At 71.7% G+C, this 21,090-nt stretch carries 19 protein-coding genes; 4 read left to right on the forward strand and 15 right to left on the reverse strand.

Annotated elements, in window-relative coordinates; translation table 11 throughout:
- Positions 1–6 precede the first annotated feature (6 nt).
- Genes AB0878_RS23090 through AB0878_RS23110 form a run of 5 tightly spaced genes read right to left on the reverse strand, consistent with a single transcriptional unit; the run spans position 7 to position 5,142 of the window.
- A complete protein-coding gene (locus AB0878_RS23090) occupies positions 7–864 on the reverse strand; it encodes an NAD(P)-dependent oxidoreductase (protein WP_366582302.1) in 858 nt (285 codons plus the stop codon).
- A complete protein-coding gene (locus tag AB0878_RS23095; protein WP_366582303.1) occupies positions 861–1,925 on the reverse strand; it encodes an alcohol dehydrogenase catalytic domain-containing protein in 1,065 nt (354 codons plus the stop codon). The genes AB0878_RS23090 and AB0878_RS23095 overlap by 4 nt, the downstream gene beginning before the upstream one ends.
- The gene (locus AB0878_RS23100; protein WP_366582304.1) at positions 1,922–2,902 is read right to left on the reverse strand and encodes a zinc-binding dehydrogenase; all 981 of its coding nucleotides are present in this window, start codon (positions 2,900–2,902) and stop codon (positions 1,922–1,924) included. Before AB0878_RS23100 ends, AB0878_RS23095 begins: the two co-directional genes overlap by 4 nt.
- Before the next feature lie 14 nt (positions 2,903–2,916).
- Complete coding sequence (locus AB0878_RS23105; protein WP_366582305.1) at positions 2,917–4,302, reverse strand: Xaa-Pro peptidase family protein; 1,386 nt, start codon at positions 4,300–4,302, stop codon at positions 2,917–2,919.
- 60 nt (positions 4,303–4,362) lie between these two features.
- Positions 4,363–5,142, reverse strand: coding sequence for a glucose 1-dehydrogenase (locus AB0878_RS23110; protein WP_366582306.1), 780 nt, complete (start codon positions 5,140–5,142; stop codon positions 4,363–4,365).
- A 170-nt stretch (positions 5,143–5,312) separates the two neighbouring features.
- Between AB0878_RS23110 and AB0878_RS23115 the strand changes: the two genes are divergently transcribed.
- Positions 5,313–6,011 carry a cupin domain-containing protein gene (locus AB0878_RS23115; RefSeq protein WP_366582307.1) on the forward strand — a complete coding sequence of 233 codons (699 nt, stop codon included), beginning with the start codon at positions 5,313–5,315 and terminating at the stop codon, positions 6,009–6,011.
- Positions 6,012–6,116: 105 nt separating this feature from the next.
- Here AB0878_RS23115 and AB0878_RS23120 read toward each other — a convergent pair whose 3' ends face one another.
- The 6 genes from AB0878_RS23120 to AB0878_RS23145 all read right to left on the reverse strand — a co-directional run bounded on the left by AB0878_RS23120 (position 6,117) and on the right by AB0878_RS23145 (position 13,126).
- The gene (locus AB0878_RS23120; RefSeq protein WP_366582308.1) at positions 6,117–7,196 is read right to left on the reverse strand and encodes an SDR family oxidoreductase; all 1,080 of its coding nucleotides are present in this window, start codon (positions 7,194–7,196) and stop codon (positions 6,117–6,119) included.
- 34 nt (positions 7,197–7,230) lie between these two features.
- Positions 7,231–9,744, reverse strand: coding sequence for an ATP-binding cassette domain-containing protein (locus tag AB0878_RS23125; protein ID WP_366582309.1), 2,514 nt, complete (start codon positions 9,742–9,744; stop codon positions 7,231–7,233).
- A gap of 11 nt (positions 9,745–9,755) precedes the next feature.
- A complete protein-coding gene (locus AB0878_RS23130) occupies positions 9,756–10,865 on the reverse strand; it encodes a substrate-binding domain-containing protein (protein WP_366582310.1) in 1,110 nt (369 codons plus the stop codon).
- A gap of 12 nt (positions 10,866–10,877) precedes the next feature.
- Positions 10,878–11,963 (reverse strand): ABC transporter permease, encoded by a 1,086-nt coding sequence (locus AB0878_RS23135; protein ID WP_366582311.1) that lies wholly within the window; start codon positions 11,961–11,963, stop codon positions 10,878–10,880.
- Positions 11,964–12,071: 108 nt separating this feature from the next.
- Positions 12,072–12,692 carry a zinc-binding dehydrogenase gene (locus AB0878_RS23140; protein ID WP_366582335.1) on the reverse strand — a complete coding sequence of 207 codons (621 nt, stop codon included), beginning with the start codon at positions 12,690–12,692 and terminating at the stop codon, positions 12,072–12,074.
- On the reverse strand, positions 12,602–13,126 hold the full coding sequence (locus AB0878_RS23145) for an alcohol dehydrogenase catalytic domain-containing protein (RefSeq protein ID WP_366582312.1): 525 nt from the start codon (positions 13,124–13,126) through the stop codon (positions 12,602–12,604). The genes AB0878_RS23140 and AB0878_RS23145 overlap by 91 nt, the downstream gene beginning before the upstream one ends.
- Positions 13,127–13,418: 292 nt before the next feature.
- On the opposite strand from AB0878_RS23145, the gene eboE reads away from it, so the two are divergent.
- Entirely contained in the window at positions 13,419–14,621 is a 1,203-nt protein-coding gene (gene eboE, locus AB0878_RS23150) for a metabolite traffic protein EboE (protein WP_366582313.1), read from the forward strand.
- Positions 14,622–14,689: 68 nt separating this feature from the next.
- Positions 14,690–15,382: an XRE family transcriptional regulator gene (locus AB0878_RS23155; protein ID WP_366582314.1), complete on the forward strand. Its 693-nt coding sequence runs from the start codon at positions 14,690–14,692 to the stop codon at positions 15,380–15,382.
- A 16-nt stretch (positions 15,383–15,398) separates the two neighbouring features.
- Here AB0878_RS23155 and AB0878_RS23160 read toward each other — a convergent pair whose 3' ends face one another.
- From AB0878_RS23160 to AB0878_RS23175, 4 genes are all read right to left on the reverse strand, one after another.
- Positions 15,399–15,806 (reverse strand): thioesterase family protein, encoded by a 408-nt coding sequence (locus AB0878_RS23160; RefSeq protein WP_366582315.1) that lies wholly within the window; start codon positions 15,804–15,806, stop codon positions 15,399–15,401.
- Positions 15,803–17,395, reverse strand: a complete 1,593-nt coding sequence (locus AB0878_RS23165) for a long-chain-fatty-acid--CoA ligase (protein ID WP_366582316.1) — start codon at positions 17,393–17,395, stop codon at positions 15,803–15,805. The genes AB0878_RS23160 and AB0878_RS23165 overlap by 4 nt, the downstream gene beginning before the upstream one ends.
- Before the next feature lie 6 nt (positions 17,396–17,401).
- A complete protein-coding gene (locus tag AB0878_RS23170; protein ID WP_366582317.1) occupies positions 17,402–18,817 on the reverse strand; it encodes a hypothetical protein in 1,416 nt (471 codons plus the stop codon).
- A gap of 73 nt (positions 18,818–18,890) precedes the next feature.
- The gene (locus AB0878_RS23175) at positions 18,891–19,823 is read right to left on the reverse strand and encodes a PaaX family transcriptional regulator C-terminal domain-containing protein (RefSeq protein WP_366582318.1); all 933 of its coding nucleotides are present in this window, start codon (positions 19,821–19,823) and stop codon (positions 18,891–18,893) included.
- A 273-nt stretch (positions 19,824–20,096) separates the two neighbouring features.
- Between AB0878_RS23175 and AB0878_RS23180 the strand changes: the two genes are divergently transcribed.
- Positions 20,097–20,822 (forward strand): PIG-L deacetylase family protein, encoded by a 726-nt coding sequence (locus tag AB0878_RS23180; RefSeq protein ID WP_366582319.1) that lies wholly within the window; start codon positions 20,097–20,099, stop codon positions 20,820–20,822.
- Positions 20,823–21,090 lie beyond the last annotated feature (268 nt).

Raw genomic sequence — 21,090 nt, forward strand, 5'->3', positions numbered from 1 at the left:
ACGGGCTCAGCTCCCGTCGTAGAGCCGCGCAAGCGTCGCCATGTCCTCCTGTCCGAGACCGGCCGACTGGGCCCGTTCCACGACGTCGACGGCGGTCCGCACCGTCGGGCTCAGCCGCGCGGGGTCCGGAACCGCGTCGAGGAACAGTTCGAGGTCCTTGCGCACCAGGTCCACCGCGAAGGCCACCGGAGGGGCGGTCTCGGACAGGAAGGCGTCGCGCTTGTAGCGCACGAACGGGGCCGCGATCGCGGACTCGCCGATCGTGTCGTACGCCGTGCGCAGGTCGATACCCGCGCGCGTCGCGGTGCCGAGGACCTCGCCGAGGGTGGCGTTGAAAGTGTGCAGCAGCGCGTTGACGCACAGCTTCAGCGTCGACGCGGCGCCGATCGGTCCGATGTGGATGGTCCGCCCGCCCAGGAAATGCAGCACCGGTTCCGCCGCGGCCAGGTCCTCGGCCGTACCGCCGAACATGATCGTCAGCGACCCGGCGCGGGCCGCGCCGACCGACCCGGACACCGGGGCCTCGGCGAAGCGGATCCCGTGCCGGGCCAGCATTTCCGCCACTTCACGCGACAGCTGCGGCCCGGACGTGCCCATGTCGAGGACCAGCGTGTTCTCGCCGAGCAGGTCGACGACTCCGGTCAGCACGGCCCGCAACGCCGGCCCGTCGGCGAGCATGGCGATCACCACGTCGGCCCCGGTCACGGCGTCGGCCGCCGACGACGCGACCCGCTCCGGCGCGATCCCGGCCCGCTGCGCGCGTCCGGGATCGCGGTTCCAGCCGACGACGTCGACGCCGCTGTCGGCCAGCCGCAGGAGCAGCTGCGAGCCCATCGCGCCCAGGCCCAGCACCGCGACCTTCACGAGCGCCTCCCCGGGTCGATGAGAACCTTCCCGTCCACGCCCCCGGCGGCCAGCCGCGCGAGGCCGCGGTCGGTGAGCTCGTCGAGCCCGATCACGGAGTCGAGCAGCTCGGCACCGAGCACCCCGGCGGACAGGATCTCCAACGCCGGCACCAGATCCGCGCCGCACACGTGCGCGACCGTCGACTCGACGGTGATCTCGCGCAGCACCAGGCCGAACAGGTCGACGACGGGCGCCTGCTTGGGCAGGCCGACGGCGAGGATCCGCCCGCCGTCGGTGACCATCCGCAGCGCGTTCTCGAACTGCCCCGGCGCGCCGCTGGCCTCGATGACCACGTCGGCGCCACGCCCACCGGTCAGCTCCCGCACGGCCTCGACGACGTCGCCCGCCGCGTCCACGGTCCGGGTGGCGCCCAGCCGGGCGGCCCGGTCCAGCTTGTCGCCGGCGAAGTCGACCACGGTGACGTCGGCGTCGTCCAGGTGCCGCAGCCCGGCCAGCACGAAGGAGCCGATGGCGCCGGCCCCGATGACCACCACGGAGTCCCCCGGCCGGACCCCCGCCCGCCGCGCGGCGTGCAGGCCGACGGCCAGCGGCTGCGCCAGCCCGGCGTGGTCGAGGGACACCCCGGCCGGGATCGGGCGCAGCATGCCGGCCGGCGCGGCCACGTACTCGGCGAGCCCGCCGGGGGCGTTGAGGCCCAGCGTGTAGTAGCGGCGGCACAGGTTGGTGCGGCCCTCGCCGCAGCGATCGCACTGTCCACACGAGACACCGGCGCCGGCGGCGACCAGATCGCCCGCGGCGAAGCCCTCACCGCCGTCCACGATCTCGCCGACGAACTCGTGGCCGATGATCATCGGGCCGAGGTGCCCGCTGCCGGGGTGGCGCCGGGTGAGCGGCACCATCTTCGGGCCGGCCGCCCACTCCGTGGCGTCCGAGCCGCAGATCCCGCTGCGCCGCACGGCGACGAGCACCTCGCCGTCGCGCAGCCGGGGCAGCGGCACCTCTTCGATCCGGACGTCCTGGCGGCCGTGGTAGACGGCCGCGCGCATGGTCGCGGTCACCGCGTGGCCCCGAACTCGAGGTGCACCTTGATGTTCTTCGCCGTGTCGCGCGAGGCGGTGATCGCCTCCACGGCCCGCTCCACGGGGAACCGGCCGGTCACCAGGTCGGACAGGTCGACCCCGGCGCGCGCGAGGAACCGCAGCGTCTCCGGCCACACCCCCGGCGAGCCGATGATGCCACGGATGCTCAGCTCCTTCGACTGGATCAGGCCCAGCTTCGCCGGCGCGCTGCCGCCCACGTCGATGCCGACGTACACCACCCGCGCGCCGTGCGCGGCGACGTCGAGCACGTCGGCCATCACCGGCGGCAGCCCCGTCGCCTCGATCACCACCGTGCCCCCGGCACCGCCGGTCACCTCGGCCACCTGCTCCGCGATCGGCCCGGCCGTCGGGTCGAGCACGACCTCGGCGCCGAGCTTGCGCGCCGCCTCCGCGCGCCCGGCCGCCGGCTCGACGGTGATGGTGCGCGCGCCCAGCGCCGCGGCACCGGCCGTGACACCGAGACCGATCGGGCCGGCACCGAACACCACCACCGTGTCGCTCGCGTTGACGTTGCCCGCCTTCATCAGCGCGTGGTACCCGCAGCTGAACGGCTCCACGAGCGCGCCGTCGGTGAAGGACAGCGAATCCGGCAGCCGGTGCAGCCACGCGGGTTTGGCGACGAAGAACTCCGCCGCCGCGCCGCTGATCGAGAAGCCGAAGTGGTCGTCGCCGATCACGCACTCGCCCACCACGCGGTCGCCGGGCGCGAACCGGGTGACGTCGGCACCGGTTTCGACGATCTCGCCGGACCACTCGTGGCCCGGGATCACCGGGTAGGAGAACGGGATGATGTAGCGGCCTTCGAGCAGCTCGATGTCGGAGTGGCAGATGCCGACCGAGCGGGCCGCGACGAGCACCTCGTCCGCGGCGATCCGCGGTACGGCCAGCTCGTCGACGGACACGGTGTCCGCCGCGGTGAACCTCAGGGCTTTCATCGTCTCGCTCCTTCTCAGGCGGTGGCTTCGCCGCGGCCGGCGGGCGTGTTGAGGTGCGACTGGGACTCGCGCGCCGTGGAGAGCGGGCCGTTCACGGCGATGTAGCGGGGGCCGGCGACCAGCAGGTCCTCGGCGGGGAACTTGGTGATCACCTCGCAACCCTCGGGGGTCACCACGAGCTCTTCCTCGATGCGGGCCGCGCCGATGCCGTCGGCCGAGGGCCAGTACGTCTCGAGCGCGAACACGTTCCCGACCTCCAGCACCTCGGGGTGCTCCAGCGAGACCAGGCGCGAGAAGATCGGCTTCTCCCAGATGGACAGCCCGACACCGTGCCCGTACTGCAGCGCGAACGCGGCTTCCTCGTCGGCGAACCCGAACTCCTGCGCGGTGGGCCACACCGACACGATGTCCGCCGTGGTGGCGCCCGGGCGCACCAGCGCGATGGCGTGGTCCATGTACTCGCGGGCCCGCACGTAGGCGTCACGCTGCGCGCGGCTGGCCGAACCGACCGCGAACGTGCGGTAGTAGCACGTGCGGTAACCCTGGTGGCTGTGCAGGATGTCGAAGAACGCGGGGTCCCCGGGCCGGATCAGCCGGTCGGAGAACACGTGCGGGTGCGGCGAGCAGCGCTCGCCGGAGATCGCGTTCACGCCCTCGACGTACTCCGAGCCGAGGTCGTAGAGCGACTTCGAGACCAGCCCCACGCACTCGTTCTCCCGGACACCCGGGCGCAGGAACTGGTACAGGTCGTCGTAGGCGGCGTCGACCATCGAGGCCGCCTGGGTCAGCAGCGAGATCTCGTCGGCGGTCTTCACGCGCCGGGCCTCCATGAAGACCTGCTGCCCGTCGGTGACCGTGATGCCCGCGCGCTGCAGGGCGGCGAGGATCGGCAGCTCGATCACGTCGACGCCGAGCGGTTCGCCGAGCAGCCCGAACTTCTCCAGCTCGCGCTTGATCTTCGCGGCGACGTCGTCGGCGATGCCCGCGTCCGGGTGGAACGCGCCGCGCAGCGTGGAGATCCCCGCGCGGGCCCCGGACTCGGCGCGCGGCCGGACCGCGCCGTGGTGCGGCGCGTGCGGGTCGGCGTCGGCCTCGGCGGTCGTGGTGGCGAGCCACGGGTTGTAGAGCTCGTGGTGCTTGGCCGCGGACCCGAAGTCCCACACGATGGGGTCGGTGGCGCGGGTCAGCAGGGAGAACCGGATGAGCTTGTCCATGGCCCACGTGCCGATGTGGGTGGCGGACATGTAGCGGATGTTGGCGAAGTCGAACGCGAGGACGGCGCCGAGGCTCGACTTGTCCAGCTGCTCGCGCAGGCGCTGCAGGCGCTGGGTGCGCAGGCGTTCGTGGTCGATCCGGGTCTCCCAGTCGACGGCGTTGGGCCCGAACGTGGCGATCGGCATGAGTTTTCCTTTCCCCCGCGGCGGTGGACCGCCGGGAACGTGTGACGGGCGGGGCAGGCCTCAGACGAGGACCATCCCGCCCTCGATCGGGATCACCTGCCCGGTGATGTAGTCGGAGTCGGGGCCGGCGAGGAACACGGCCGTGGGAACCAGGTCTTCGGGTTCGGCCGGGCGGCCGAGGATGATGTCGTCGGCCATCGCGGCGAAGCCGGCGTCGCCCTCCCCGATGCGTTCGAGGTCGCTGTCGAGCTTGTCCCACAACGGGGTCCGCACCACGCCGGGCGCGAACGCGTTGACGGTGATGCCGTGCTCCGCGAGCGAGCGGGCGCCGGACTGGGTCAGCGAGATCACCGCGGCCTTGCTGGCGCAGTAGGGCGCGAAGCTCGGAAAGCCCTGGCGGCCGGCGATGGAGGCCGTGTTCACGATCTTGCCGCCACCGCCCTGCCGGATGAACTGGCGCGCGGCCTCCTGGCTGCCGAGCACGACCCCGAACGCGTTGACGCGGAAGATGCGTTCCCACACGGCTTCGGTGATGTCGAGGAACTTCTCCGGCTCGTTGAACCCCGCGTTGTTGAAGTACGCGTCGAGCCGGCCGAACTCGCTCACGGCGAGGTCGATCGCGGCGCGCACGTCTTCGCGGTCGACGACGTCGACGCGCCGGTGCACGGCGCGCCCGCCACTGTCACGAATGGACTGCGCCACCGCGGCGGCTTCGGGTTCGTCGCGGTCGGTGACGACCAGCGCCGCGCCCTCCGCCGCCATCCCACGGGCGAGGGCGGCGCCGATTCCCCGGCCCGCGCCGGTCACCACCACGGTCCTGTCGGTCAGCCGAGCCGGCATGGCCGGGCTCCTTTCGTCGACCCGGTAGGCGTTCGCTCCCGCTGAACGAGACGCCGTGAATCCGGGATGTTGCGCAGGTCGCACCCGGGCGTGTGTACAGCCACAACGCACGAACGTATGATCGAGTGAACAGTCGGCGATGGCGCCGTGAACGGAACGGGAGCGGCACCGTGGACGACCGGATCGGCCCTGCCCTGCGCGAAGCGCGGATCAGGCAGAAGCGCACCCTGCGCGGCGTGGCGCTGGCCACGGGGCTCTCGGCGAGCCTGCTGTCGCAGGTCGAGACCGGAAAGTCGCAACCGTCCGTGAGCACGCTCTACACGCTGGTCAGCCACCTCGGCCTGTCCCTGGACGAAGTGCTCGGCCTCGAGGTCGCCGGCCATCGCGGGAAGGCCGAGCCCGGCCGCCGCCCGGCCGTCCTCGAACCCGACGAAGCCGGCACCACCATCCAGCGCGCCGCCGACAACCCGGTGCTGGACATGGACAACGGCGTGCGCTGGGAACGCCTCGCCATCGACGGCTCGCGGTCGGTGGAGCCGCTGCTGGTGACGTACGAGCCCGGCGCGAGCAGTTCCGTCGACGGCGGGCTGATGCGCCACCCGGGCACGGAGCACGCCTACCTCCTCGACGGCGAGCTCACGCTGCGGTTCGAGTCCGACGAGCACGTGCTGCGCGCCGGCGACTCGTTCTCCTTCCGCTCCGACCGCGCGCACCTGTACGTCAACCACACCGCCGCGCCCGCGCGGGGACTGTGGTTCGTCGTCGGGCGCACCGCCTCCGGCCGGGCGCGCGACTGGCTCGCCGAGCCGCCGGCCGAACTGTTCGAGCTGCTCGCCCGTCCGCTCCCGGCGACGAGCGACGAGCGCTGACCGCGCGCCGGTCCGGCTCGTAACGTCCACTGTGGTCATTCCGCTGTGCTCATTCCGCTGTGTCTGTTCGGTCGTGTCTGTTCGGTCGTGCCTGTTCGGTCGTGCCTATTCGGTCGCGGCGGGCGGGATGATCCGCTCCGCGCGCAAGGTCTCGAAGAGCCGGGCGAAGGAGTCCAGCGTGCTGGTGTAGCCCGTGAACCCGGCCTTGCGGCTCTTGCTCATGTCGGTGAGGCACTCGATGGGCCGGCCGAGGTCGCTGTCGGTGTGCCACCACGACGCGACCCGGGTGAGGTCCGCTTCGCGCAGCCCGTGGCGCTCGGCGATCCGGCGCCAGACCGGGCCGGCGTCGGCCATCTGCTCCTCCAGCGGCGCGGGCTTGCCGTCGAACCCGGCCGGCGTCACGCCGAGCAGCTTCGCGAGGCGCGGCCACATCCAGCGCCAGCGGAACACGTCGCCGTTCGCGATGTTGAACGCCTCGTCGCGCCCGTTCCCGTCGGTGGCCGCCCACACCATCTGGTCGGCCAGCAGCCCGGCGTCGGTCATGTCGGTGACGCCGTTCCACTGGACCTCCGAGCCGGGGAACCGGAAGTCCCGCCCGGTCTCCCGGCACACGGCCGCGTAGACCGCCAGCGTCATCCCCATGTTCATGGCGTTGCCGACGGCGTGGCCGATCACGGTGTGCGCCCGGTGCACGCTCCAGGTGAAGCCGTGGCGCTCGGCAGCCGCGAAGAGCTCGTCCTCCTGCGCGTAGTAGAAGTTCGGCACGTCGAGCCGCGCCTCGTCCTCGTGGAACGGCGTGTCCGGTGTGACCCCGGCGGCGTAGGCCTCGAACGGCCCGAGGTAGTGCTTCAGCCCGGTCATCAGCGCGACGTGCCGCACGGCGCCGCCCGCGGTGGCCGCCGCCAGCACGTTGCGCACGATGCCGGCGTTGACGTCGATGTTCTCCGCTTCGGTGGGGCGGCGCGACCACGCGGTGAGGAAGACGTGCGTCGGTTTCGTGTCCGCGAGCGCGGCGCTCAGCGCGGCCGCGTCCTCGAGGTCGGCGCGAACCGAGCGGACCCCGGGCACGCCGGACTCGCTGCGGCGGGACACCCCGGTCACCGCCCAGCCGCGCTCGACCAGCCGGGTGGCCACCGCGGCCCCGGCGATGCCGGTGACCCCGACGACGAGTGCTGTTTCGCTCACTGTCTCCTCTTTCTGCTGTGCGTACGGCGAAAGCTCAGACCAGGGCCGGCGTCCGGCGGCGCACGCGGGTGTAGATCGCCGCGGCGACGAGGATGAGGATTCCCTGGAAGAAGTACTGCCAGCTCTGGCTCAGGTTCAGGAACGTCGTCGCGTTGAGCACTTCCTGGATCAGCGCGGCGCCCAGCAGCGTCCCGATGAACGACCCGCGCCCGCCGGCGAGGCTCGCCCCGCCGAGCACGACCGCGGTGATGCTGGAGAGCGTGTAGCTCACGCCTTGCGTCGGGTCACCGACGCCGATCTGGGCCATCAGCAGGAGCGCGCCGAAGAACGTCAGGACCGCGCAGCCGAGGTAGGCCAGCACGTGGACCCGGTTCACCTTCACGCCCAGGCGCCGCGCGGACCCCTCGTTCGAGCCGGCCGCCCGCAGGCCGCGGCCCCAGGCGGTGAACCGCAACGCCAGCTCCAGCCCGACGGCGACCACCACCGCCACGAGGAACGCGATCGGCACGAACCCGACCGTCGCGGTGATCGCGTCGGTGACCGACGTGCTGATGAACCCGCCCTGGAACGGCCGCAGCAGCAAGGAGACGCCCTGCAGTCCGATGTAGAGGGTCAGGGTCGCGGCCACCGCGGTGAACCCGCCGAAGCGGATCAGCACCCCGTTGAGCACCCCGGACGCGACGGCCACCGCGAGCATGACCACGAACGCGAGTGCCACGAGCAGCGGCGAGTGGCCGTCGGTGACGAAGAACGACGCGATCACCACCAGCAGCCCGGCGAGTGGCCCGACCGACAGGTCGATCCCGCCGGTCATGATCACGATGGTCTGGCCCAGGCTGATGAACGCGAGCGCCGTGAGCAGCGTGAGCAGCGAGGTGACGTTGAACGGCGCGAGGAACCGCACGTTGTGGGCGAAGGTGTAGCCGCCGAGCGCGAGGATGACCAGTGCGAGCACGATGCTCGGCGCGTAGTCGCCCTTGGCCAGGTCACGCAGGCGCTCGGCCATCGGGGGCCGGCGGGTCGACGGAACCGGTTTCGCCGGTCCGGCCTTCTTCGCCGCCGGCGCGTCGCGGCGCAGCGTGGTGGCGTTGACGACCGAGCCGGTGATCTTCTCCTCGGTGACGTCCTCGCCGGTGAGCTCGGCGACGACGTGGCCGCGCGAGAACACCACGACCCGGTCGCAGAGCCCTTCCAGCTCCTTGGCGTCGGAAGACACCACGACCACCGGCACCCCGGACGCGGCCACGTCGCGCATGATCGTGTAGATCTCCGACCGGGCGCCGACGTCGACGCCCTGGGTCGGCTCGTCGGCCAGCAGCAGCCGCGGTGCGGCGAGCAGAGCGCGCGCCATCACCACCTTCTGCTGGTTGCCGCCCGAAAGCGCCATCACGTTCGTCTCGCGCGAAGCGGTCTTGACCGACAGCTTGGCCAGCTCGGCGTCCACTCCGGCCCGTTCGCGTTCCGCGGAGACCACTCCCCCGCCGGCGAAGGAGGGCAACGAGGCGACGGCCGCGTTCTCCCGCACCGACATCGCCGGCAGCAGGCTTTCCCGGTGGCGGTCGGCCGGCATGTACGCCGTCGAGCGGACCAGGGCCCGGCCCCGCAGCGGCACGCCGTCGAGCACGATCCGGCCCGTCGACGGGCGCAGCCCGGCCAGCGCGCGCAGGAACTCGCTCTGGCCGTTGCCGACGATGCCCGCGAGCCCGACGATCTCCCCGTGGTGCGCGACGAGCCGCGCGTCGTGGAAACCCTCGCCGGAGAGGCCTTCGACCTCCAGCGCGACCTTCGCGTCGGCGAGATCGGTGTACTTCTCCGGGAACGCCGAGGCGAGCTCGCGCCCGACGATCAGCCGCAGCATCTCGTCGTCGGTGAGGTCGGCGACGGCCGAGTGCCCACGCGCCCGGCCGTCGCGCAGCACCGTCACCTCGTCGGCGATCTCACGCACCTCGGCGAGCCGGTGGGTGATGTAGACGACCGCCGTGCCGCGGGCGGTGGCCTGGCGCACCTGGTCGAACAGGATCTCGGTCTGCTCCGCGCCCAGCGGCGCGGTCGGCTCGTCGAGGATCAGCACCTTCGGCTCCAGCGCGACCGCCTTCGCCAGCTCCAGCAGCTGCTTCTGCGCGACGCCGAGATCGGCCACCCGGTCCTGCAGCCGCAGGTCCGAGCCGACGCTCCGCAGCAGTTCGACCATCCACACACGCGGGTTGCCGGCCGGCATCCGCTCGGCGGGCACCGCGAGGCGGATGTTCTCCGCGACCGTCATGTCGGCCAGCACGGCCGGGTGCTGGTGCACGATCGCGATGCCGAGCCGGCTCGCCCGGTCGGTGGTCAGGGCCGCAATCGGCTCGCCGGCCACCGTGATCGTGCCCGCGTCGGGCCGGGTGGAGCCCGACGCGATGCCCATCAGCGTCGACTTGCCCGCGCCGTTCTCGCCGAGCAGCGCGTGCACCCGGCCGCCGAAGACGTCGAGCGACACCTCCGACAGGGCGCGCACGGGCCCGTAGCTCTTCGACACCCCGGACAGGCTCAGTGCCGCAACTTCGGTCATGGTCGCCTCTCCTACTTCAGGGCCGCGGTCTGGTCCGCTTTGGACAGTGAGCTGGACACGAACGCGTCGCTCGGGAGGTCCTTGTCGCACGTGACGGGGTGCGGCTGCCCGGAGATCGAGTCCTCGAACGCCGACTGCGGGTAGACCAGGTCCTTCGGCACCACACCGCCGGTCGCCTTGGCCACCGCGACGTCGATCGCCAGGCGCGACATCGCGTTCTGCGAGGAGACGGTGAACAGCTGGAACGGGTTGCCGGCGTCCTTCTGCTGCTGCCAGTTGCAGGCGAGCTGGTTGGCGTCCTCGGTCGCGATCGCCGGGATCTTGCGCCCGGCCGAGGTGAAGGCGGAGAACGAGCTCGCCAGCGCGGCCCCGAAGTCGGTGGTGATCGCGTCGATCTCCGGGTTCTTGGCCAGCGCCGCGGTGATCACGCGCTGGGTCTGCGCGGCGTCCCAGTTGGTCACCTCGTACGGCGTGGTGCCGACGAACTGGATGCCCGGGTGGTCCTTGAGCACGCTCTGCATGCCCTTGTACTCGTCGAGGCTCTGCGAGTTCGCGGCCGGCCCGCCGAGGTTGAGCACCTTGCCCTTGCCGTTGAGCGCCTTCACGAGCCACTGGCCCCACAGCACACCGGCCTGCTCGAAGTTGGTGCTCACGAACGCGTCGTAGTCCTGGCCGGGCGTCCCGCCCGGGTTGACCCGGTACGGCACGGTGACCACGCCCGCCTTGTAGGCGCTGCGCAGGGCGGGCAGCACGGCCTGGCCCGCGTCCGGGAAGACGACGATCGCCTGCGTGCCCTTGGCGACGAGGCCCTGGATGTCCGAAATGGCCTTCTGGGTGTTGCCCTGCCCGTCGGTGTAGGTGAACGACGTGACGTTGGGGCACTTGGCGACCTCGGCCTTGGCCTCGGCCGTGGTGACCTTGCGCCAGTTGTTGTCGCCGAAGCCGTCGGCCAGGCCGAGGGTGATCTGCTTCGAACCGCACCAGGCCGGCACGTTCGCGTTGGCGGGCTTGCCGCCCTCGGCGCTGGTCGAGCCGCCGTCGTCCACCGTGCAGGCGGTGGTCACGAGGGCGAGGGAAGCCAAGCCGGCGAGCAACGACCGGCGAAGGGACTGGGGAGACATGGGAAACCCTTCCTACTGCTGGGTCCGGGGAGCGGGGACACGGCGGAACCAGCCGCGCACGGCGGCCCAGTTCACGGTGTAGACGGCGACACCCGCGGCGAGCGCGAGCGCCTGGACGATGTTGTTCGTCGCCGCGCTGACGCCGAGCGTCAGCACGAACTGGTCGAGCTGGGACAGGAACAGGGCGGCGATGGCGCTGGCGACCGGGCTGCCCTTGCCGCCGAGCAGCGAGGTGCCGCCCAGCACGACGGCCGCGACCGACGGCAGCAGCAGCGTGTCGCCCTGGAACGCGCCCGGCGTCGTCACGATGCCGGCCAGGAGGATGCCCGCCGTGCCGTAGAGCAGCGACGCCCAGACGTAGGCGGCGAGCTGGTGACGCCGCACGCGCAGGCCCGCCAGCCCCGCGGCCTCCGGGTTGTCGCCCACGGCCTCGAACCGGCGGCCCGGCACGGTGCGCTTCATCGCGAAGCCGGTCACCGCGACGAGGACGACGGCGATGTAGACCGCGTACGGCAGACCGAGGAAGCGGCCGGTGACGAGCGAGTGCAACGTGTCCGTGGTCGTCACCGGCGAGCCGCCCGAGACCCCGAGCACCACCGCGTACAGCAATGCGTTGGTGCCCAAGGAGGTGACGATCGCCGACATCCCGAGCCGGCTCACGACGAGGCCGTTGAGCAGGCCCGCCGCCAGCGCCGCGACGTAGGCGAGCAGCACCGCGGGAAGCAGCTTTCCGTTGTCCCCGGCGGGGTAGTGCGTCACGATGATCACGCTCAGGGACACGGTGCCGGGCACCGACAGGTCGATCCCCGCCTGCTGCACGACCAGCGTCTGCCCGAGCGCGACCACGGCGAGCACCGCGGCGAAGGGCAGCATCCCCTGCAACGAGCTGCGGCCCAGGCTCTCGGGCTGCAGCAGCAGGCTGACGAGGAACAGCAGCGCGGTCGCGACGAGGATCGTGACCAGTCCGCGCGAGGCGCGCTGTGCCGTCGTCTGCCGCCAGAGGCTCGGCCGGCCGGGCGGGTGGGCGGTCCCCGAAGCCGGGGCGGGCGACGGGGCCGACTGTGTGACGACCACGGAACCCCTTGTCGTGTCGCTCATCGGATCGCTCCTCGGGTGCAGGCGCACCGGGTCGCAGGGCAGGACGAAGTCTGTCCACAAAGGTCTCGTGGACAGCGGGAAACGGTTGGGTGGTGAAGGCGGTTCGGGTCAGCCGACCTTGACGAGCAGCTTCTGGGCGTCGCCTTCGGGGTCGAGCAGCCGGTCGAACCCGCCGGTGACGACGTCGTCGACCGCGATCACCTCGGTCAGCACGCGCTCCACCGGGAACCGGCCGGTCGCGACGAGCGAGATGATGCGGGGGAAGTCGAACACCGGGTAGCACCACGTGCCGACCAGGCTCAGATCGCGCTGCGACAGAGCCATCGGGTCGATCGTGGCGGGCCGGACGTGCAGGCCCACCTGCGTCGCGGTGCCGTGGGACCGGAGGCTGCCCAGTGCCGTGGCGAGGCCGGCCTCCGAGCCGGAGCACTCCGCGGCGACGTCGGCGCCGATCCCGCCGGTGAGCCCGCGGACCACCTCCGGCACGTCCTCGGCCATCGGGTCGAGCACGGTCGCGACCCCGAGCGCGTCGAGCAGGGCCCGGCGGCGCGCGTTGGGCTCGCTCACGAAGATCTGCGCCGCGCCCGAAGCGTGGGCGTACAGCGCGGCGAGCGCGCCGATCGGCCCCGCGCCGGTGATCAGGACGCTGTCACCGGAGGTGAAGCCGGTGCGGTCGACGCCGTACGCGGCGACCGCGGCCGGCTCGACCAGCGCACGTCCGACACCGATTCCGGCAGCACCGAGATCTGGTGCTCCGGGACCACCACCTGCTCGCTGATCCCGCCGCCGTCCCAGCTCAGTCCCGTGCAGGCCATCTGCGGGCACAGGTGGTTGAGCCCGCGACGACAGTAGTAGCAGTGTCCACAGTAGATCAACGGCATCACCGAAACCCGGTCGCCGACGCGGACGCCGGTGACCTCGGCACCGATCTCCAGCACCTGCCCGGAGAACTCGTGCCCGAGCACCTGCGGCGCGGCGGCGTGCGAAAGCGGGTGCGGGCTGGTCGGGATGACGATCGGCCCGGCCGCGTACTCGTGCAGGTCGGTGCCGCAGATCCCGCACAGGTACGGCCGGACGCGCACTTGCCGCGCGCCGACCGCGGCCGGCTCCGGGATGTCCTCGACCCGGATGTCGTGCTTGTCGTGGAAGACCGCGGCGCGCATGCTCAACTCCTCGTAGGCTCTCCGGAAACCCGCGCAGCCGGGATCCGGGCGTGGACACGGCGCCGATACTCGCCGGGTTCACTCCCGTTCGACGACGCTGTACAGCGGTAGTGAACAATGAACCAGCCGGTGAGTCAAGACTCAGCGAACAACTTTGCCAGATACGCAGGTCAAGCGGCGTAATCCTTGACAGCCCTGGGTTTCGGACTGTTCACTTCGAGCAAACGTCTGCTGCAGCGCGTCACCGCAGCACTTCCGGCACCCTCTCTGCCGCCTTCCCCGGAGGAACCTCATGGACCTCGGCACGCGTCTGGGCCACCTGTCCTACTCGACCCTCGTGCACCCCGGTGACACCTGGGACGAGATGAACGCCAGCCTCGAGACCTACGTCCCCGAAGTGAAGCGCCGGGTCTCCCCCGACGCGCCGTTCGGGGTGTCGCTGCGGCTCTCCGGCGCGTCCGCCGACCGGCTCGCCGGCGACAGCCCTGAGCGGGACCGGCTGAAGAAGTACCTGGCAGACAACGATCTCTACGTCTACACCGTCAACGCGTTCCCGCACGGGCCGTTCAAGGGCCGCTCGGTGATGGAAAACGTGTACGAACCGGACTGGAGCACCGAAGAGCGCGTCGCGTACACCACGCAGGTGGCCGACGTGCTCGCCGACATCGCCGCGGACGGGGTCGAGCCGACCATCCAGACCGTGCCGCTGGCCTACCGGCCCAAGGTCACCGGCGAGGCGTACGTGGAGCTGTTCACCCGCAACGTGCTGCGGGTCGTCGCCCACCTCGTCGCGCTCGAACGCCGCACCGGCCGGCGGGTGAAGCTCGCGATCGAGCCGGAACCGTTCTGCTACCTGGAAACCATCGAGGAGACGGTCCGCTACTTCACCACGCGGCTGTACTCCCGCGCCGCGGCCGAAACGCTCTCCGGCCTCGCCGACCTGCCGCTCGCGGAAGCCTTCGGCGCGCTGCGCCGCCACGTCGGGATCGTGTTCGACATCGGGCACCAGGCCGTGGAGTTCGACGACATCCCCGCCTCCCTCGACCTGCTCGCCGGCGCCGGCGTGCCCGTGTTCAAGCTGCAGCAGGCCGCCGCGCTGTGGGTACCCGAGGTGACCGACGAGGTGGTGCGCGAGCTGGAGCGCTTCACCAGCACCATCTACCTGAGCCAGACGTCCGAGCTGCGCGAGGGCACCGTCACCCGCCACCTCAACCTCTCCGACGCGATCGCCGCCTGGCGCCGCGACCCCGGTGGCGCGCGCGAATGGCGCACCCACTTCCACGTGCCGGTGTTCCTCGACGACCTCGGCCCGTTCCGCACCACGCGGTTCGCCCTGGAGCAGGCTCTCGACCGCCACCGCGCGCAGCCGCAGTCGTCGCACCTGGAGATCGAGACCTACACCTGGGACGTGCTGCCCGAGCACCTCAAGAGCGGCGACATCACCGACTACGTCGTGCGGGAGCTGGAGTTCGTGCGCGACCGGCTCACCGCCTGAGCCGCTCTCGCGGCACGGGCGTCAAGCTATAGTGAACACCGACTGGACGACAGCGCGAGGAGCGAGACGTGGCAGCGAAGCACGAGCCGGCGGCGGAGCACTCGGAGGCCGCGAACCTCGGCGAGCAGCTGCGCGCACGCCGGCAGGCGGCCGGGCTGTCGCTGCGCCAGTTCGCGCGCGACCTCGGGTACTCGGCCGCGTTCGTGTCGCAGATCGAGAACAACAAGTCCCAGCCCTCGGTCGCGACCTTGTACGCGATCTGCAGTGCCCTCAACGTCTCCATCGACGAGCTGTTCAGCAGCGCGGCCGGTGCGGGCGCGGAGGAACCGCCCGCGCCCGCACCGGCCGCGGGCGTCGAGAAGCACAGCTTCCACGGTGCCCTGGCGAAGCTGAACGAAAGCCCCGAGGAGCAGCAGAGCCCCATGCTCCGCCCGGGCGAACGGCGCCAGCTCGTCCTCGACTCCGGCGTCACCTGGGAACAGCTGTCGTCCATCCACGACAGCACGGTCGACTTCCTGCACGTCCGCTACGAGGTCGACGGCAGCTCCGTCCCCGACGACAAGCTCACGCGGCACGCGGGCATCGAATACGGCTACGTCATCAGCGGCACCCTGGAAGTCGCCTTGGCCTTCGACACCTACCAGCTCCACGCGGGCGACTCCATCGCCTTCGACTCGACGACGCCGCACCGCCTCACCAACCGCGGCGACGGCCCGGCCGAGGCGATCTGGTTCGTCCACGGCCGGAACCCGGCTCGCTGAACCGGCTCGGGCCGGTTCAGCCCAGGCGCAAGGCGGCCCGCAGCTGCTCCGGCCACGGCGCGGACCGGCCGTCGGGCCCGACGTGGACCACGGTGTGGCGACCCTCCACGCAGAGGTCGTCCCCGCGGACGATCTGCCAGCCGAAGGTCACGGAGCTGCGGCCGGCTTTCTCCACGCCGAGGCGGACTTCGATCCGGTCGTCGAACTCGAGAGCGCGGTGGTAGACGGCCTCGGTCGAGCGGCGCGGGTACGGACCGGCCTCGTCCGCGCCGCGGCCGGCGGCGCGCAGCAGCGCGTGCTCGGCCGCCTCCGCCCAGCGGAAGACCGACGACCAGTGGATGCGCCCGCTGGCGTCGGTGTCGGCCCACGCGACGCGCAGCGGCTCGACGTGCAGGACGTCGAAGGAAGCGGCCGGGTCGGTCACGAGTCGGCTCCCCTGCTGGTGAAAGTGCGCCGCAGCGCGACTTTGTCGAACTTGCCGACGGCGGTCTTCGGCACCGCCGCGACGATCTCGATCCGTTCGGGGAGCCACCAGCGCGCCACGCGCGGCAGGAGGAACTCCCGCAGCTCGTCCGGAGTCGCGCTCGTGCCCGGGTGGAAGGCGATCACCGCGAGCGGCCGCTCGCCCCACCGTTCGTCGGTCACCCCGACGACCGCGGCCTCGGCGACGGCGGGGTGGGCCGCGAGCGCGCTCTCCAGTGCCGGGGTGGAGATCCACTCGCCGCCCGACTTGATGAGGTCCTTGGCCCGGTCGGCGATCCCGAGGTAACCGCCGGGGGTGATGGTCACGATGTCCCCGGTGCGGAACCAGCCGTCGTCCGTCCACTGCCGCGCACTCGCGTCCGGTTCGGCCAGGTATTCGCGGGCGACCCACGGTCCGCGGATCTCGAGCTCGCCGAGCGACTCGCCGTCCCAGGCCACGAAGCCGTCCTCGCCGCGAGCCCGGATCTCGACGAAGGGCATCGGACGCCCCTGCATCGCGCGATGTCGTTGCTGCTGCTCGGGATCCGCCTGCTGCAGCTCCGCCGACAGTTCGGCGATCGCGCCCATCATCAGCTCGCTCATGCCCCACGTGTGCACGAGGTTCAGCCCGTGCCGCTCCGCGTAGCCCGCGATCATCGACGGCGGCGCGGTGGAGCCACCGGACAGGATCGCGCGCAGCGGCGTGAGGTCGTACCGCTTCGGCTCGGCGTCGAGGGCGTGCAGCACCCCCGTCCAGATCGTCGGCACGCCGCCGGTGAGCGTGACCCGTTCCGAGTCGAACAGCTCCAGCAGGCTCGCCGGGTCGAGGAACGGCCCGGGCAGGACCAGCCCGGCGCCGAGCAACGCCGCGGTGTACGGCCAGCCCCACGCGAGCGCGTGGTACATCGGCACGACCGGCAACAGGACGTCGGTGTCCCGCACCGCGAGCCGGCCGTGCAGGGAGCTCGAAAGCGTGTGCAGCGCGACGGCGCGGTGGGTGAACTCGACACCTTTCGGGCGGCCCGTGGTGCCACTGGTGAAGCCGATCAGCGCCGTGCTCCGCTCCGGCAGGTCCGGCGGTACCCAGTCCGCCCGCCCGCGTTCGACCAGTGCCTCGTAGGAGATCGCCTCCCCGGTCGCCGCACCGATCACGACGACGTGGCGGAACGAAGTCGTCTCGCGCAACTGTTCGTAGATCGGCAGGAAGGCTTCGTCGAGCACGAGGACTTCGTCTGCCGCGTGACCGGCGATGTAGGCGAGGTCCTCGACGCGCAGCCGCGGGTTCAGCGGGTGCAGCACGAGGCCGGCGATCGGGGCGGCGAAGTAGAGCTCCAAGTGCCGGCGGTGGCTGGTGCAGAGGGTCGCCACGCGCGCGCCGGGCCGGAGACCGAGTCCCAGCAACGCCGAGGCCAGCCGCCGCGCCCGGCCGCCGATCGCCGACCAGGTCGTGCGGTGCAGTGAGCGGTCCGGTTCGCGCGACACGACTTCGCGGTCAGGCGAGAACTGCTCGGCGCGGCGAAGGATCGCGGTGATGGTGAGTTCGTCGTCCATCGCGGCCTACCCGTGCCGCGCGGGTGAGGCGGACACGTCGTCACGGCGACGTTGACGCAGGAACGGCTGCTCGGTGACGGTGGCGCGCAGGCGCCAGGTCGGCTCGCCGGCGATCCCGCCGGCTCCCGGCCCGCCCCAGTCCACCGTCACCTCGGCGCCGAGCGGCAGGTTCCGGTCGAGGCGGGCGTTGCTGATCAGCCGCCGCAACGTCGGGCTGTAGGTGACCGCGCTGGCCCAGCCGACCTGCCGGTCGCCTTCGCGGGTGCGCAGGTACTGCATCCGGAACTGGCCCCACGGCAGATCGGGCGGCGGCGGTGCGGGCGCGTCGCGGAACTGCGCGGCGAACAGCTCGCCGACGTCGTCGGAGTTCCACAGCAGCCCGCGGAAAACCCTTGCTGGGCCACCGGAATCGGCTTCGCGGGCCAGCGCGTCGCGGCCCGGGAACGCGCGGGCGGCGCCGCCGCGGTCGAGGTCCACGGTGTAGCCCCAGCCGACCTCGGCCGGCGTGACGAGGTGCTCGGTGAGGTCCTGGCCGAAGACCTCGAACTCCTCCGGCGTGATCCACAGCTTCGCGAAGCGTGGCAGCCGTTCGCGGCTGAAGCGGTCGGGCAGGAAGTCCCTGATGATCGTGGGCATGTTCGACTCGGTGTGGCCGATCAGCTGGGCTTTGAACCCGAGCTCGCGCAGGCCCACCGCGGAGCCGGCCTCGCGCACCGCGCGCCACAGCTCGTGGGCTCGGCCGGTTTCGGTGCGCAGGAACAGTTCGTAGCCGAGCTCACCGGTCACGCCCTGGCGCTGCACGATCAGCTCGGTGCCGGCGAACTCCAGCCGGCGCCAGCGGGAGAACCCGAGATCGTGGAGGCCGGCGGCCAGGACGTCCTCCAGCACCTCGAGCGACCGCGGGCCCTGCACGGCGAAGCACGTCCAGTCGGCGGTCTGGTCCTCGAGGTGCACGTCGAGCCCCAGGCGCTCGTGCTGCACCCCGAGCCAGAACTGGGCGCCGGACTGGGTGAACAGGTAGTCCTGCTCGCCGAGCTTGAGCGTCAGCCCTTCGATGGCGATCTTCCCGGCCTCGCTCGTCATCGGCGTGAACAGGGTCTGCCCGACCGCACACCGCGTCGGGTCCTTCACCGACACGCGGTCGAGGAACTCCGTCGCGTCCGGCCCGGTGACGCGGACCTTGTTGAGCCAGCTCCAGTCCCCGATCACCGCGGCCGTGCGCAGCGCGCGGTTCTCGCGCCACCAGCGCGTGTACTCGTAGCCGACCAGGAACCCGCCGTTGAGGTGCGCCCAGGTGCTGCTCGTGTTCGTCTCGTCCTGCGCCGGTGCCCCCGGCGAGCCGAGGTACGGCCGCTCCTGGAACGCCAGCTTCCGGTACTGGTTCGCGAGGCGGTACTGCTCGCGGACGTCTGCGTGCTCCATCGCTCGCCTCTTCTCTCGGTCGCCGACCACCGAGACATTAGACTCACGAAACGACGGTCGTCAACGTGAGTGTCTAGCTTTGGTGCGAACCCACGAGCGTGAGGGCGTCGGCGGTGGTGTGGAAAGTCGCCGACGATGCCCGGTCGGGCGAGAACCCGGCGATGATCTCCCGCACGCGTGCCGTCGCGGGCTCGGCCAGCCCGTCGTAGAGCGCGGCGAACAGCTCACGGGCCTCACGCTGCGGCCACCCCGCGGGCAGCAGCGCGCGGGGCAGATCGGGGTCGACCCCGGGGAACTCGCGCCAGACGTCGATGACCGCCGTCCGCGCCACGAGCGCGGCGGCGGGTTCCAGTTCGGGGATCCGGTCGCGCAGCGGGGTGAAGCGGGCGAGGAAATCGTCGTACCGCTCGCGCAGCGCCTGCAGATCCCACGCCCCCGAGGGATCCCCGCCCGGAACCAGCGCGGACGAGCGTCCGATGAGGACAGTCGCGCTCGCCACCCCGAGCTCCGCCAGCAGCCCGGCGGCGTCCGCCTCCCGATCCCCCGGCGCCACCCACACCGCGTCGAACACCGCGGCGAAACCCAGCCAGCTCAACCGGGTCCGCAGGCTCGCGCGCGTCGTCCGCTGGTCTTCCGGGAGCGAGAACGCCACCAGAGTCCAGCTCCCGTCCCACTCGACGGCCGAGGTCGCGAAGGTGAAGATGCGTTCGGTGCCGGCGTCGAGGACATCCATCGCTTCCGTGGTCAGGGCGTAGCTGGTGCGCCGCCCCTCCTTGCGCGAGACGAGCAGGCCGCGCCGGCCGAGGCGGCTCAGCGCCGCGCGCGCGTTGGGCTCGGTCACGCCGAACTCGCCCAGCAACGCGACCAGCGCCGTGGACGGGAGCTGGGCGTCCTGCGGGTACCAGTGGTCGCCGAGCAGCGTCAGCAGCAGGTGCTGGGGCCGCGACGCCACCGCGTCGCACTCGGCGCGAAGCCGCTCACCCACGGGGGTCGGTTGCGAGATCACCGCCCCAGACTAAGTGCCGCGTCCTCCGTCGGCGTGGCTGCCGGCGCCCGGGCCCGGGGCGTTCACGACGCGGACGGTGTCGGGAAACTCACCGGATCCGCGGCGTGAATGGCCGATGAGAATACGGAGAGAAACGCCGTGATCGGATCGCTTTTCACCGGGATCGGCTCATCCCGAACCGAACCGGGCGGGCGGTTCGGAAACACCGCGTCCGCATTCGAGTAGGGTGACCGCGTCCGAGGTGTGGTGATTTCGAGAAAGGCTGACCCGAGGGTGACCGAACCACTGGTGCCACTGGACGAATCGTGGTCGACCGCGCTGGCGTTCGCCGCGCACCCGGACGACCTCGAATACGGCACGGCCTCGGCCGTCGCCCGCTGGACCGCCCAGGGCAAGCGCGTCGTCTACTGCCTGGCGACGAGCGGCGAGGCCGGCATCGACGCCATCGACCCCGCCGTCGCCGGACCGCTGCGCGAAGCCGAAGAGCGCGCCGGCGCGGCGGTCGTCGGCGTCGACCTCGTGGAGTTCCTCGGTTACCCGGACGGCGTCCTCGAATACGGGCTCCCGCTGCGCCGCGACATCGCCCGGGCCCTCCGCCGGCACCGCCCCGACGTCGTCGTGACCGGCAACTACCACGATCGCTGGGGCCCGGGCGCCCCCAACCAGGCCGACCACATCGCGCTGGGCCGCGCCGTGCTGGACGGCGCCCGCGATGCCGGCAACCGCTGGATCTTCCGCGAACTGCTCGACGAAGGCCTCGATCCGTGGCAGGTGCGGCAGATCATCGTCACCAACAGCCCCGAATCCACCCACGGCGTCGACACGACGGACTTCCTCGACCACGGCGTCGCCTCCCTCGAAGCGCACGCCGAGTACCTGCGCGGCATCGGCCCCGGCGACATGGCGTCGCCCCGCGAGTTCCTCGAAGCCTCCGGGGCCGAGACCGGCCTGCGGATGGGTGTGCGGTTCGCCGTCCCCGCCGAGATCATCGTGCTCTGACCCGGGCCGCGCGCGGTCGCGCACTGCCCACTTGGTCATGAGTGTTGACCAGCTGTTCGGAAAGCGCCCGATCGGACGCAGCCGGTGACGTTTTCCCGGTGGAGCGAAAAAGTGAGCACTGCACACCGGGAACGTCTTCGTCGTTTCCGTGCGCGGAGGGGTCCGCCGGCTTTCCCGGCCGCGAACGCACGCCGACCGTCCTGTTCTCCGTGACGGGCCACGAACCCAAGGCCGTGTACGAGCACCTGGCGAGCCACAACGTCAACGC

The sequence above is a fragment of the Amycolatopsis sp. NPDC047767 genome (genome assembly GCF_040704195.1).
GTDB lineage: Bacteria > Actinomycetota > Actinomycetes > Mycobacteriales > Pseudonocardiaceae > Amycolatopsis.

Excerpts from the sequence above, each read along its gene's own strand:
- AB0878_RS23165 (WP_366582316.1), bottom strand. The coding sequence starts at position 17,395 with ATGGACGACGAACTCACCATCACCGCGATCCTTCGCCGCGCCGAGCAG.
- AB0878_RS23100 (WP_366582304.1), bottom strand. The coding sequence starts at position 2,902 with ATGAAAGCCCTGAGGTTCACCGCGGCGGACACCGTGTCCGTCGACGAG.
- AB0878_RS23130 (WP_366582310.1), bottom strand. The coding sequence starts at position 10,865 with ATGTCTCCCCAGTCCCTTCGCCGGTCGTTGCTCGCCGGCTTGGCTTCC.
- eboE (WP_366582313.1), top strand. The coding sequence starts at position 13,419 with ATGGACCTCGGCACGCGTCTGGGCCACCTGTCCTACTCGACCCTCGTG.
- AB0878_RS23110 (WP_366582306.1), bottom strand. The coding sequence starts at position 5,142 with ATGCCGGCTCGGCTGACCGACAGGACCGTGGTGGTGACCGGCGCGGGC.
- AB0878_RS23145 (WP_366582312.1), bottom strand. The coding sequence starts at position 13,126 with ATGCGCGCCGCGGTCTTCCACGACAAGCACGACATCCGGGTCGAGGAC.
- AB0878_RS23135 (WP_366582311.1), bottom strand. The coding sequence starts at position 11,963 with ATGAGCGACACGACAAGGGGTTCCGTGGTCGTCACACAGTCGGCCCCG.
- AB0878_RS23170 (WP_366582317.1), bottom strand. The coding sequence starts at position 18,817 with ATGGAGCACGCAGACGTCCGCGAGCAGTACCGCCTCGCGAACCAGTAC.
- AB0878_RS23105 (WP_366582305.1), bottom strand. The coding sequence starts at position 4,302 with ATGCCGATCGCCACGTTCGGGCCCAACGCCGTCGACTGGGAGACCCGG.
- AB0878_RS23125 (WP_366582309.1), bottom strand. The coding sequence starts at position 9,744 with ATGACCGAAGTTGCGGCACTGAGCCTGTCCGGGGTGTCGAAGAGCTAC.